The sequence below is a fragment of the Paenibacillus sp. W4I10 genome, assembly GCF_030816325.1.
Taxonomy (GTDB): Bacteria; Bacillota; Bacilli; order Paenibacillales; family Paenibacillaceae; genus Paenibacillus; species Paenibacillus amylolyticus_B.
Map to the genome: position 1 here is coordinate 1131058 of NZ_JAUSXX010000001.1, position 12101 is coordinate 1143158.

Genomic DNA, 12101 nt, shown 5'->3' on the forward strand with positions numbered 1-12101 from the left:
CGCGTCCGGATCGAGATGCTGAAACATGAGTTGATGATCAAACGTGGCGGCGCTGAACCGGATGAAGTGGAAGACGACGGCTTTATCGATGCGTTGAGGGGACGGGCTGCGGAGGTGTGGGCTAAAGATGGCAACACTGAAGCTTAAACCTTCATCGTTCAAGTGGAAGCCGTTTTCCGATAAGCAAGTTCAGGTCCTTACGTGGTGGATGCCGGAGAGCCCCCATCATGACATGGAGGCCATCATTTGTGACGGGTCGGTTCGTGCCGGCAAGACGGTCGCCATGTCTTTTTCATACATCGTTTGGGCAACGGAGACGTTCCGGTCTGAGCAGTTTGGGATGGCCGGGAAGACGATCGGCGCATTGCGACGTAACGTTGTCGGTCCGCTCAAAAGGATGCTTGCCAGTCGAGGGTATCAGGTACATGACAACAAGACGGACAATGTTCTGACGGTGTCCCGCGGACTCGTGAGCAATCAGTTTTTCCTATTTGGTGGTAAGGATGAACGCTCTCAAGACCTGATCCAAGGTATCACGCTGGCGGGTATGTTTTTTGATGAAGTCGCCCTAATGCCCAAGTCCTTTGTGGATCAAGCTACAGCTCGCTGTTCCGTCGAAGATGCAAAGATGTGGTTCAACTGTAATCCGGCAGGCCCGTACCACTGGTTCAAGTTGGAATGGTTGGATGATCTGGATACCAAACGTGCTGTTCACATCCACTTCACAATGGAGGATAATCTTTCATTGTCCGAACGTGTCCGGGAACGGTATCGCCGTAGATACACGGGGATATTCTATCAACGTTACATCCTGGGCCTGTGGGTCATGGCCGAAGGCGTCATTTACAACCTGTTTGGCCGAGATAAACACGAGCTGAAGCCAGATGACATGCCTACGGAATACAGTAAATTTTATGTAGGTGTCGATTATGGCCACACCAATGCGACCGTATTCTTGTTACTCGGTGAAAGAGACGGCAAGTTGTACATCGTAAAGGAATACTATCATTCTGACCCAGAGGAGCCACGCGCGCCTTCCGATTATGCAAGTGATTTTGTTAAATTTATCTCCGATGTGGATGTGAAGAAAATATTCATCGATCCATCGGCAAAAGGGTTTATCACCGAATTGAAGAAGCTGGGTGTGCGTCGCATAGAAGAAGCTGACAACAGCGTGCTGCCTGGTATCGAATCTGTGTCCGTAGCTTTAAAAGAGCTGCGGCTTTTTGTGTCTGCAAAATGCAAGGAAACGCTAAAAGAGTTCCAGAGTTATATATGGGACGACAAGGCAGCTCAGCGCGGTGAAGACAAGCCAATCAAGAAATATGACCATGCAATGGATGCGTTGCGTTATGTGGTATATGCCATCTTTGGCAAGCCACGCCGTTCCATGCTCATTACGTAAGCGGGGAGGTGAACATCTTTGGCAAATACACAAATGGTCGGAGCGCAGCAACCGCAGGCAAAAGCAAAATCGGCGGTCATTCTGCCGTATCAATATTCCGGTATGGGCGGCACGCGAACCAAACCATCATTGCTACCGTTTACTGTGCTGCGACAGATGGCGCGTGTGCCAGCTATTGCGGCTATCATCAATACACGACTTAACCAGGTGGCGCGTTTCGCACGGCGACCTAGATATGAAGGGGATTTGGGCTTTCGGATCGGGTTCAAAAATCCAAAACAGTCCATGAGCCGAGCAGCACAAGCACGGGCCTTTGAGTTGGAGGAATTTTTCCTCAAGACCGGAAGCTGGGGAAACCCGGAGCGAAAGGACAATTTCAATCAGTTTTTGCGTAAGATCACACGCGATAGTCTGACACTAGACGCAATCGCTTGGGAAAATGTATTTACACGCAGCGGCCAGATTACGGATATGTTTGCGGTTGATGCGGCCACTATCGAGTTGCTGCCGACCTCTCCTATTTCGGAGATTTACCAGCCAACGTCGTACCAAGCGGTAACTTCAGGAGCCGCTTCACAAATTGCATATATACAGCGAGTGGATGGCCGGATAACAGCGGAATATTCAAGGCAAGAGTTGTCTTATTTGATCCGCAATCCACGGACAGACATTGCATATGCCGATTTTGGATTCAGTGAATTGGAAACGTTGGTCGAGATCGTAACGGGCATCGTCAATGGTGTGAAATACAACACATCCTACTTTTCCTTCAACTCACTTCCACAAGGTGTGCTTGAGGTTGTTGGTAAGTACGAGGAAGAGGACATTGAAGCGTTTAGCCGGCACTGGAAGACACTGACTGATGGAGCACAGGGCAAGTGGACGGTTCCAATCATGGCGATGGAAGAAGGGAACGGCTTTAAGTTCACTCCTTTCAAGAGTAGCAACCAAGATATGCAGTTTAATGAATTTCTGGAGTTTCTGTTTAACCTAGCATGTGCTGTGTATCAGATTGACCCGAACGAAGTTGGATTCAAGAGTTGGACCAGCGGCAACGGTATGAGTCAGTCGGATAACACGGCTGAAAAGATGGACGGCAGTAAGGACAAGGGCTTTGTGCCATTGATGCATTTCTTGTCTGATGGGTTTAACTCAAACATTCTTGATCATATCGCCCCGGAGTTTGCTCTTTACTGGTCCGGGCTGGATGAAGAGGAAGAGGAACGGAAGGCCCAGCGCCTTAAAGACGACATGGAGATGGGGCTGACTACAGTTGCTGAGGTGCGGAAGCAGCGGGGGCAGGAGGTGCCGCCGAAAGCTATGTGGATGAATGCGCCAGCCAATCCGGTGCTGATCCAGGCTTACATGGCCAAACAGCAGTCGCAGGCTCAGGAAGAACCGCAACGCAACGATCAGGAGGATAGCAAAGTTAATTCAGACGACTCCGCTGAAGCCTTAAAAAAATCGTTAGAGATTGATATTTCATGGGAGGGATACTGATGTCTAATCTACAGATCAGGTTGCCGCCCGAGGTTAAGTCGTTCCCGTTGGCCGATCGCCGTCAAATCATCGATACGATAACCAAAGCTCTAGACATAAAGCCGGAGCGTCCGCAGGGTGGGCGTAGCATGTGGGATTCCTCCGATGATCCGCTAATCGCGACCCTTGAGGATGGCTTTTACACCGAGCTTGATGACATGGGACATCATATGCTGGCGTCATTACTGGTTTTGTTGGGCTTGCCTGTAGAGGATCTGCAAAAAGGCCCGGGGGACAAGCGGCGAATTAGTGACTTGGTCAAGGAGATGCGTTCCAAAGGAACGACTAAAACCCTGAAATATGGGAGCGACGCCACCCTGGACTTGATCCGTAAAGTGGACCAGAATATCCGTGATAATTATGCGGGTATCGACAAGATTGCCGAAAAATACATTTTGCAAGCGGGGTTGGTAGGCAGGGTACTTGACCAGGATCTACTTCAGGTGGCATCCGTGTTACAACGACTTCCGACATCGTTAAAAGCGGCCGAGAAAGAGCCGTACCCGCTGCCGGACAAAGAAATTCCGCCTTTGACTTCGCAGGAATTGCAAGGGATTGAGCAATCTGTCGTCCACGCTGCGTCAAAGGTGAGCCAAATTACAGATAACCATCGTGCCGGGGCAAAGGAACTGATTGTCCAATCTCAAAAGGAGCGCTGGGGGGCGAACAAGCTATCCCAAGCGCTATTTGATGCATACGGGGATCAGAATAGGGACTGGCGTCGTGTTGCCATTACCGAGCTGGCTATGGCGACAAATGACGCTTATTTAGCAGCGTTGGACCCTGGTGACGAGATACAGGTAGCTACGGTTCCTGGTGCCTGCCCGCATTGTCAGAAGCTGCTTGAAGGTAAAACCTTCGTCGCATCCGCTGGCTCTATGCCGGATGGGTTTAAATACATCTGGCCAGGTAAGTCCAATATTGGGCGCAAGGCGTCCGAGTGGTGGCCATGTTGTCCGTTACATCCGCACTGTCGCCATCGATGGGTGCGCACTAGGAGGGTGAACCAAACAGAACCAAACTGAATAGGGAAGGAGTGAATAGTCTTGGAAGAGATTCAGGACACTTTTCGATTGTTCGTTCCGCTTTCGAAGTCCGTGGAAGTGGATGATAAAGGCGATTATATCGTTCAAGGCGTCATCTCCAGCGACGACACAGACGAGCAACAAGACAGTATTTCCCCGGAAGGGATGGACACGAACTATTTTCTTGATAAAGGGTGGATCAAGTGGGAACACGGTAATGCACCGAATCAATTTATCGGGGAGCCAGTAGAAGTTAAGATCGGACAATTTGAACATCCAACATTGAATAAATCAGTCAATGGCGTCTTTGTCAAAGGACGTCTTTTTGCTAATCGTGATCTGGCGATGCAAGCGGTAGTCGCGATTGAAGATTTACAGAAATCTCAAAGCAGTCGATCGGTCGGCTGGAGCATTGAGGGCGGTGTCGTGGAACGGGACCGCCAGACAGGAAAAATCATTAAATCAGTTCTGAGAAATGTGGTTCTCACAATGAATCCGGTCAACACCATGACTTACGCGGAGTTGGTCAAATCATTTACTAAGGGAGATGGATTACCTATGGCAGACAATCAACAGCAGCAACAAGCACAAAGCACGCAAGACATCAGCGCTCAATTGGGAGGACTTGAGAAGTCGCTTACGCTACTGATCAAGAAGCAGGGCGAAGATTCTGTACTCATCAAATCACTTGAGACAAAACTGGACACCCTCAGCGCAGAGAATGTGGAACTGCGCAAGTCTCTGAATCAGCCGCAGCAACGCCAGAGCGTGCTGGGTCAGCGTGATCTGACCACGATCGCACGTCCAGAGGGTGGCAAAGAAATGACCAAGCAAGAAGTGCTGGGTGTGCTCGAAAAATCCTTCGAGGCAGGTGAGTTGGCCGGCAGCGAGGTCATTCGCTTTGAAACAGGCACTCCGCTGGATCGCTTGGCACTGCCAGCTACCGTCAAGACACAATTGGGGCTTTAAGAGAGGGGGAATAACGCATGGATTTCACGAATTTGCCAGATGGCTTCGGCCAAATGACGCAGCAAGACCTTGAAGCGTTGGTCAAAGCAATGGGGACAGGTGGACCAGGGGCAGCTTACGCACCAGGAGTATACGGCGACATGTCAGCGATTCAGCCGCAATCGCTTGAAACAACCCTTCGTATTGTCACAGCGAAGGAAGAACATCTCAGTCTTTGGAAAAACATTGGCAAGAAGGGTGCGAGTGGTACGACCGAAGAATTCAATGTACTTGACTCTTACGGAAGCGATGGAGATCCATTCATCGTTGAGGGCGGTCGGCCAATCGAACGAGACAGCAACTACATCCGTCAAGCTGGATTAGTCAAATTTATGGGCGTGACTCGCGGTACGACCCTTCCAGCTCAATTGGTGAATACCGTCGGTGTGGGCGACGCCGTTGCCGCTGAGACGCGAAACGGTACAATGTGGCTGCTTCAACAAGTGAATAAAAACCTCTACTTTGGTGATAGCAGCAATAATCCCCTCGCTATTGACGGCGTTCTTGCCCAAGTCAAAAGATTTGTTAGCGGAAAACCGTATGCAACTCAGCACATTATCGACATGCGTGGTAAGCCGCTAAGCGAGGAAATTTTGGAAGATGCCGCTACAATCATCAGTGATAACTACGGCAGCGCCTTGCTACAGTTGTACCTGACAAATCAGGTTCACAAGGATTTCTCCAAGTTATTTGTTGGCCCGGCTGGGCGACAACGGATCGTCGATATTGGGAGCAATGTTCGTATGGGTCAGCCTGTACGTGGTTATGCCGCCAATGCTGCTAATATCGACTTCGTCGCGGATCGCTTTCTTAAATCTGAGGGCGCACCGAAACAAGTCAGCCAAAAGGATTCCCCAGCAGTTCCTGCAACGGCGGTTGCAGTAGCGACAGAAGATTCCGCGTCCAAGCTAGATGCAGGAACTTATTTCTACTTCGTCAGTGCTAAGGGCGTAGCTGGCGAGTCGGCTCCTGTCCCAACAGGGGCTATCGCTGTTGCCGCTGGCCAGAAAGTGGAAATCACAATCCCGCGTGTCCTTCATGGCGATCCTAAACTGGAAGCCAAGAGCTATAAAGTGTACCGCGGCTACTACTCCGATCCCCAACGTGCACAGTTCATGACTGAATTCACAGACGCAGGAACTGGCACGAATCAGGTATTGGTTGATAACGGAGAGGATATTCCAGGCACGGAATATTGCTTCTTGATCGATAATGACCCTGACGATGTGTTGGCCTTCAAAAAGTTGGCTGATCTGATGCGCGTTCCGCTCGGTTTGGTTGATACGACCAGCAAGTTCATGATTCTACTGTTCGGTATGCTACAGGTCTACAATCCACGACGTATTGTCGTATTCAAAAATGTCGGGAAGTTGGGCGTGAACAGCAACCGCGAACTGTACGATCCAAGTTATGGCGCGGAGAGCTATGGCACCATCCGACCAGTGCACGCAAATTAGTAGAGAGAGGGATTGTTCCTCTCTTTTTGCATTCGTTTTTCTTAAAAAAGGAGCTGAAACAATTGAGTGATATGATGATTCGCAAGACACAAGGAGAATATCCCCTTGACATTGTTGTGCTTGATGAAACTGTCCACTTCGACAAGCGCGGCATTGCGGAGGTAGACGAGATCATCGGGGAAGTATTGCTGAGTATTCCGGGATATGTTGAATGTAAGCCAAAAGCTTCGGACCTTGAGGAAGGAAAGGGAGCTCAGGAGCCTGGGAAAGAAAAGAAAGAGTCGGCCAAGGGAAAGCAAGCCCCGTCTTCAGCATCTCAGCCGCCAGCTGATACCCCTGCAGCTACGGAATAATCACTATGCCTATCATTTCGTACTATGAATCGTTTGAAGATCCAGGCACGGGGGAGATCACCTACAGTTCTTCTGTGGGATTGCCCACCCCAGCCGAAGTTCGTCGACGTTGGTGCTTCGGGCTCCCCCTCACTGACCAATACGGCCAGCCGATGGATGACCGAGATATACTCGAACTTCTGATGGCGGCTGTTAAGGATACTGAGCGGCAGCTTGGTATCTTTCTCAAGCCCACCGTCATTCGCTGCAACGCAGAAGCGCGAGGGCTGGAGCAGGGTGAAGATTATGAAGTCGAAGAACCGCCGTATGATTACGACGCACAGCGCTGGCAGAACTTTGGTTTTTTGCAACTGAGGCAGCGATATGTAAGCAAGTTGGCTGATTTCAAGCTGGTAGCTTACGTTGGGCAAATCAGCATTGATTTTATGAAGCACCCTGATTGGATTAAGTTGTACAAGAAATCAGGGCAATTACATGTTGCCACCAAGGGTGTGGGGGTGCCTATGCTCGGCGGATATCCGACCGGGTACAACTCAGCGCCTTTTGCTGTCGGAATGATGTCCAGAACGCCCCAAGTATTCCACGTTGACTACACCGCTGGACTGACCAAAGAGCAGTTAACGGAAGACATCCGAGCCGTGGTAGGCAAGCAGGCGGCGATCGCAACGCTTGGCGTGGCAGGTACGGCTGTATTGGCGGGTGTTGCAAACTACTCTTTATCATTGGATGGAGTGGTCGAGTCAGTCCAAACGACTGCTTCAGCGACAAGCAGCACTTATTCGGCGCATATCAAACAGCTCCAACAAGAGGTTGACTCTTTCTTTGACCCAAAGGCTGGTGGGGCTAGGACCAAGATGCGCGGTTTCACGATGGGAGGAATTTGATGACTAGCGTTCAAGTCACCGGACAGAAATTCGAGGATCTGATCGCCCGCCATGGCCGCGATGTGCTGTGGCAGGAATCTGTCCGGTGCTCCTGCATTAACTTGGACAGCGGACAGCCGAGATACGGTTGTCCAATTTGTGGTGGCACAAGCTTTGTTTATGAGCCAGCCCTTACTTGCCGTGCTCTTGTACAGAGTGTGACCACAACCAAGGACTACTTGGCTTACGCGGGGATGTTCGAGGCTGGGGACGCCTTGATGAGCGTACCAGCCAATATGTATCAGCGCACACCGGAGGGAGTCTTTGATCGTTCCGGCTGGGAGCCAGTCCCGATGTTTAACATTGGTGCTGGTGATGTGGTGACACTGACCGACGATGAAGTAAAAACGTCCGAAGTGCTCATGCGGGACACCGAGCTGCACGGGCGGCCAGCGGATACACTGCTGAATCCAAAAGTAACGAAGGTCTTGTCCGTCCGAATGCACGATCCTGACACCGCCACAACGACGCCGTATGCTGCCGGGGATTATAAGGTTCAGGGGGCAACAATCGTCTGGATAGGCAATCAGCCCCCAGCAGGGGCGCAATATAGTGTTATGTACATGCATCGTCCGGTCTACACTGTTTACGCGGTCTTGCCTCGACCTCGTCACCAGAATAATCAGGATTTGCCCCGGACGGTGGTACTTCGTTACTACCCTGGAGGTGTGATACATGAGCATGGTGTCGATACAGGCTGAGTTGCCAGCTCTTGATAACATCCTTGCCAATCTCTCAAGGCGACATCGGTTGCCGTATACACGAGCTGCTGTACAAGCCGCAACGATGGACTTGATTCAGCAGACGTGGATACAGTACGCATCAGGTGTGCAGGTGAATTTCAGCGGCGGCAGTTTTCGTGTTGGTGTTCAAACGGGTGACTATGTCCGCAGCATCCAGGCCGGGTTGCGGTTCCCTGACGATCTGACAGGAGAAGTATTCACAACCTCAGCTCATGGAGCGGCTATTGAGGATGGGCAAGCAGCAAAGGATATGAAGCCTGGCCTGTTGGGTTCCCCGAAAGCTAAGACTGGTGCGGAAGGTGAAAAGTATATCACGGTTCCTTTTCGCCACGGCGCACCAGGAACCAGGACAATGCCTGCCATGCCTAAATCGATTCACCAGCAGGCGAAAAAATTACAAATCAGCCGAGTTACAGCTCCACTTCCGACCCGCACCTATTCATGGGGTGGGAGAATCCGGAAGGATGAGACAGGCAAGAGGAGCCACACGGGCGCGCATCCAGGCGCAGGATACAGCTGGAAGGCTGGTAAATATCAAGGATTGGTGAGGATGGGGCGTCCTGGACAAGAGCAGTATCTTACTTTCCGGCGACTATCCGAAAACTCAAGCCCTAAAAGCTGGATGCGTCCAGCGATCAAGCCGAAACCGATCCGTGATGCGGTACTTGAAAACACACGCGAACAGGTGCAGGAGATGATCTTACAGGGGTTCCAGCAAGACCTGGCCGCTATCGGCTTAGGAGGCGATTGACTTCGTGGAGTTCAATAGTGTTGATGTAAAAGAGGAACTGCTCCAGTTTTTAAAAAAAGGATTCAAAGAAAACGAAGTTCGGATGAACGTCTTCAAGGCCGATCCGCAAACAGAAGTGGAGTTGCCTTGTGTGGGCATCAATCGAGTATCGGACAGCGAAGCAGCTCATATACTGGGTGACTTCGGCGGAGAGGATTTTGACCGATCCGAACTCCAATATAGCGAAATTCACAGTACGCACTTTCAGGAGTCCATGGAAGTGCGTATTTGGCATACCAATGCGGATGAACGTGAGCGGGCTTATAGGATTCTTAAGGCATTGCTTATGCTGTTTCGTCCAGTGGCAGTAAGTAAAGGCCTTTTGAGTTTCAGCATGGATTCAGGCAAGGACGAGAGTGATTTTACCGGACAAGTAGCCCCGTTCCCGGTCTATTGGGCAAGCATTGTCATTTCGTACATTAATCCGCTTGACGTACAAGTAACCGAGCACGTCGAGGCGATCAGCGGATTTACCGTGAGAGGGGGGGGAAGAATTGATGGATGATACCAAAAAAGAGCAGGTGCAGCCTGCTCAAGAAACGTTAAAAAAGAAGGCTGCCGAAGCGGTCACGCTGGAAGATTATTTATCCCGCGTCAAAGTCCATATGGGCTTGGTAGCGAGCTTTCGATACGAAGCCCGGTCCAACCCTGAACTACTGAAAGATAAAACGGATGAGCAGTGGACTGCAACTCTGGAGCAACAGTCCCAGGCACAATATGAATAGGAGGTAAACTATGAGCATTAATATTTCTTTTGGCGGGGCTAGCATCAAGCGACCAGGGGCTTATTCGGTTGTGGATTCAAGCGAAATGACCCCCGTCACATTGGGATCAAACAAAGTGTTGGCCGTGATCGGTGTACCTCCGGCGGGGAATATGCTGCCGAAGGGGAAAGTCTCATATTTCAATGATCCGAAGCTGGCGGCTGCGGCTGTCGGTGAAGGTGAGCTGCTGGAGGTCATGAAGGTATCTTGGAGGCACGGAGCAGATTTAATCGGCGTTGTGCCCGTTAAAGTCACTGCCCCGGCAACAGCGCCAACGGATACACAATGGCAAGATGCTATTGACCTACTACAGCCAGAGGACACGGCTGGGATCATCCCGCTCACGACGCAGGCAGCTGTCTGGGCCAAGGTAGACACACATATCGAATTCATGTCGAGTGTTAAGAACCGGAAGCGTCGTCGCGCATTTTACGGACACAAGCCAGGTGCAACGATCGAAGAGATCAAGGGAATGGCAGCGGCCATGCCGACTGAGCGCGGGATGCTAGTGACTCCTTGCCCTCTCGTAGCGGATAGTGACGGCAACAAGGTGGTTAAGCCTGGGTATTACATGGCAGCTGCTATTGCAGGTCTTTGGGCTGGACAAGCATCCCAAGAGCCTGTCACATACAAGTCCGTCAAGTTCGATGGACTTGAGAAGGTCTACATTGGTTTGGAAATTGAAGAAATTTTAGAAGCCCACATATGCCCTGTCGAACAGGTGAAAAATGTGGGTTTTCGTATTGTTCAAGGTGTGACACTCTCCCCGAGTGATGATCTGACTAAAGCCGAGCTTTCGGTTGCAACCCTCGCGGACGACATGAGCGATAACGTCGAAACATATTTCGAAAACAAATACACAGGCAAGGCAGGCGTGGCAGGAATCGAGGTCACGATCTATAACGACTTGGTATCTCTCATCGCAGAGTTCCAAAAAAACGGCTGGATACGAGGATTTGTACCAGAGTCTACTAAAGTCACACGTAATGGTACTGCATTTTGGCTAGAGTGGGAAGGTAAACCGACACTGCCAATCAATAATTTTTTGATTACAACTCATGTCAGTTTGTAATAAGGAAAAGGAGGGCATCCAGTGAGTATTGTAAAAGACCAACCAGCTCACGCAGGACACACGGTACGTTTGAAAATCGGCGGAATCGAAGTAGGCCGGGGCCAGCGGTTGAGTGGTAACCGCTCCTTTGGTACGGAAAATCAATACGAGATTGGAAGTATCATGCCACAAGAGTCTGTGCCACTGAAAGTTGATGGAAGCATCAGTCTGGAGAAATACCGAATCCGTAAGAAGTCCTTAGCTGAGCTGGGTTTGTCCAGTTATGGAGCTGGTATTTTGAACATGAACGTAATTGATATTGAGGTAACGGATAAATACACGGGTGACATTGTCATTGTGTATCGTAGTTGCACCCTGTCCGAGTCGTCCGAAGATTTCAGCGCCAACGCCATGTCTGGCGAAAATGCGACTTGGAAATACTTGTCCGCTGACTACGGTACGCCAGAAACCAAATGACCAATCAACCGTGCCCTTTCTTCGGAGAGGGCTATTCACATTTCAAAATATAAGGAGACGATCAATTATGTCCGAATTTACTCCAGAGCAACAAGCCGCTGCTCAAACAGCTATTGAAGCTGCACAAAAGGTCAGAGCTGGTGGAGAACTGAAGGAAGGCGAACTCTTAGATTTCACTTCTGCCGAGGGCAATCATTACACAGGTGTACTCGTGTTCAAGAAACTGACGATGGCCGATCTAATGAAGTCCGGTGCTATTAAATCGGAGATCCTACGGGAGGCAGGCGTCCAAGATGTCGGTCTCGTTGATGCAGACATTTTATTCATGGCGCACATCATTTCCATCCTCGACGTCGCTCTGTATAAACGACCTGAGAGTCTGCTGAAGCTTAAGGAAATCACGGAGCCAGACCTGCTGTTCCACGTGTTCGGCTTGCACCAGATGTGGGAGGCGCAGTTTCGCAAGGGTTTTCGAACTGCATCTGAAGACCATAGCAAAACTGCCGCAGGAGCGCAAACTGTGGATACTCCGTAAGTACGTCTACGGCGGACTGCCTCCAACTGAT

15 protein-coding genes are annotated in these 12101 nt (G+C 50.5%); all 15 read left to right on the plus strand.

The genetic code is table 11. The features are described from left to right. Positions 1-15: 15 nt before the first annotated feature. The 15 genes from QF049_RS05190 (at position 16) to QF049_RS05260 (ending at position 12070) form a co-directional block, all read left to right on the plus strand. Positions 16-147 carry a hypothetical protein gene (locus tag QF049_RS05190; protein ID WP_307535384.1) on the plus strand — a complete coding sequence of 44 codons (132 nt, stop codon included), beginning with the start codon at positions 16-18 and terminating at the stop codon, positions 145-147. Next, entirely contained in the window at positions 128-1405 is a 1278-nt protein-coding gene (locus QF049_RS05195) for a PBSX family phage terminase large subunit (protein ID WP_307535386.1), read from the plus strand. The genes QF049_RS05190 and QF049_RS05195 overlap by 20 nt, the downstream gene beginning before the upstream one ends. An 18-nt stretch (positions 1406-1423) precedes the next feature. Beyond that, positions 1424-2905, plus strand: coding sequence for a phage portal protein (locus QF049_RS05200; RefSeq protein ID WP_307535387.1), 1482 nt, complete (start codon positions 1424-1426; stop codon positions 2903-2905). A 20-nt stretch (positions 2906-2925) separates the two neighbouring features. Beyond that, positions 2926-3969, plus strand: a complete 1044-nt coding sequence (locus tag QF049_RS05205) for a hypothetical protein (protein ID WP_307535389.1) — start codon at positions 2926-2928, stop codon at positions 3967-3969. Positions 3970-3990: 21 nt separating this feature from the next. Continuing rightward, positions 3991-4938: a hypothetical protein gene (locus QF049_RS05210; RefSeq protein ID WP_307535391.1), complete on the plus strand. Its 948-nt coding sequence runs from the start codon at positions 3991-3993 to the stop codon at positions 4936-4938. Positions 4939-4955: 17 nt separating this feature from the next. Beyond that, positions 4956-6434, plus strand: a complete 1479-nt coding sequence (locus tag QF049_RS05215) for a hypothetical protein (protein WP_307535393.1) — start codon at positions 4956-4958, stop codon at positions 6432-6434. Positions 6435-6496: 62 nt separating this feature from the next. Further along, positions 6497-6787 (plus strand): hypothetical protein, encoded by a 291-nt coding sequence (locus QF049_RS05220; RefSeq protein WP_307535395.1) that lies wholly within the window; start codon positions 6497-6499, stop codon positions 6785-6787. Positions 6788-6939: 152 nt separating this feature from the next. Continuing rightward, positions 6940-7671, plus strand: coding sequence for a hypothetical protein (locus QF049_RS05225; RefSeq protein WP_307535397.1), 732 nt, complete (start codon positions 6940-6942; stop codon positions 7669-7671). Further along, entirely contained in the window at positions 7671-8411 is a 741-nt protein-coding gene (locus QF049_RS05230) for a hypothetical protein (protein ID WP_307535399.1), read from the plus strand. The genes QF049_RS05225 and QF049_RS05230 overlap by 1 nt, the downstream gene beginning before the upstream one ends. Beyond that, entirely contained in the window at positions 8386-9204 is an 819-nt protein-coding gene (locus QF049_RS05235; protein ID WP_307535401.1) for a hypothetical protein, read from the plus strand. Before QF049_RS05230 ends, QF049_RS05235 begins: the two co-directional genes overlap by 26 nt. Positions 9205-9208: 4 nt before the next feature. Next, complete coding sequence (locus QF049_RS05240) at positions 9209-9748, plus strand: hypothetical protein (protein WP_307535403.1); 540 nt, start codon at positions 9209-9211, stop codon at positions 9746-9748. After that, the gene (locus QF049_RS05245; protein WP_307535405.1) at positions 9741-9968 is read left to right on the plus strand and encodes a hypothetical protein; all 228 of its coding nucleotides are present in this window, start codon (positions 9741-9743) and stop codon (positions 9966-9968) included. Before QF049_RS05240 ends, QF049_RS05245 begins: the two co-directional genes overlap by 8 nt. 10 nt (positions 9969-9978) lie before the next feature. Beyond that, the gene (locus tag QF049_RS05250) at positions 9979-11079 is read left to right on the plus strand and encodes a phage tail sheath protein (RefSeq protein WP_307535407.1); all 1101 of its coding nucleotides are present in this window, start codon (positions 9979-9981) and stop codon (positions 11077-11079) included. A 21-nt stretch (positions 11080-11100) separates the two neighbouring features. Next, the gene (locus QF049_RS05255) at positions 11101-11535 is read left to right on the plus strand and encodes a hypothetical protein (RefSeq protein ID WP_307535410.1); all 435 of its coding nucleotides are present in this window, start codon (positions 11101-11103) and stop codon (positions 11533-11535) included. A 67-nt stretch (positions 11536-11602) separates the two neighbouring features. Beyond that, the gene (locus QF049_RS05260; protein WP_307535412.1) at positions 11603-12070 is read left to right on the plus strand and encodes a hypothetical protein; all 468 of its coding nucleotides are present in this window, start codon (positions 11603-11605) and stop codon (positions 12068-12070) included. The last annotated feature ends 31 nt before the right edge of the window (positions 12071-12101 follow it).

Coding starts and splice junctions, on each gene's coding strand:
- QF049_RS05225 (WP_307535397.1), top strand. CDS start 6,940: ATGGATGACCGAGATATACTCGAACTTCTGATGGCGGCTGTTAAGGAT.
- QF049_RS05190 (WP_307535384.1), top strand. CDS start 16: ATGCTGAAACATGAGTTGATGATCAAACGTGGCGGCGCTGAACCGGAT.
- QF049_RS05260 (WP_307535412.1), top strand. CDS start 11,603: ATGTCCGAATTTACTCCAGAGCAACAAGCCGCTGCTCAAACAGCTATT.
- QF049_RS05235 (WP_307535401.1), top strand. CDS start 8,386: ATGAGCATGGTGTCGATACAGGCTGAGTTGCCAGCTCTTGATAACATC.
- QF049_RS05245 (WP_307535405.1), top strand. CDS start 9,741: ATGGATGATACCAAAAAAGAGCAGGTGCAGCCTGCTCAAGAAACGTTA.
- QF049_RS05230 (WP_307535399.1), top strand. CDS start 7,671: ATGACTAGCGTTCAAGTCACCGGACAGAAATTCGAGGATCTGATCGCC.
- QF049_RS05215 (WP_307535393.1), top strand. CDS start 4,956: ATGGATTTCACGAATTTGCCAGATGGCTTCGGCCAAATGACGCAGCAA.
- QF049_RS05195 (WP_307535386.1), top strand. CDS start 128: ATGGCAACACTGAAGCTTAAACCTTCATCGTTCAAGTGGAAGCCGTTT.
- QF049_RS05250 (WP_307535407.1), top strand. CDS start 9,979: ATGAGCATTAATATTTCTTTTGGCGGGGCTAGCATCAAGCGACCAGGG.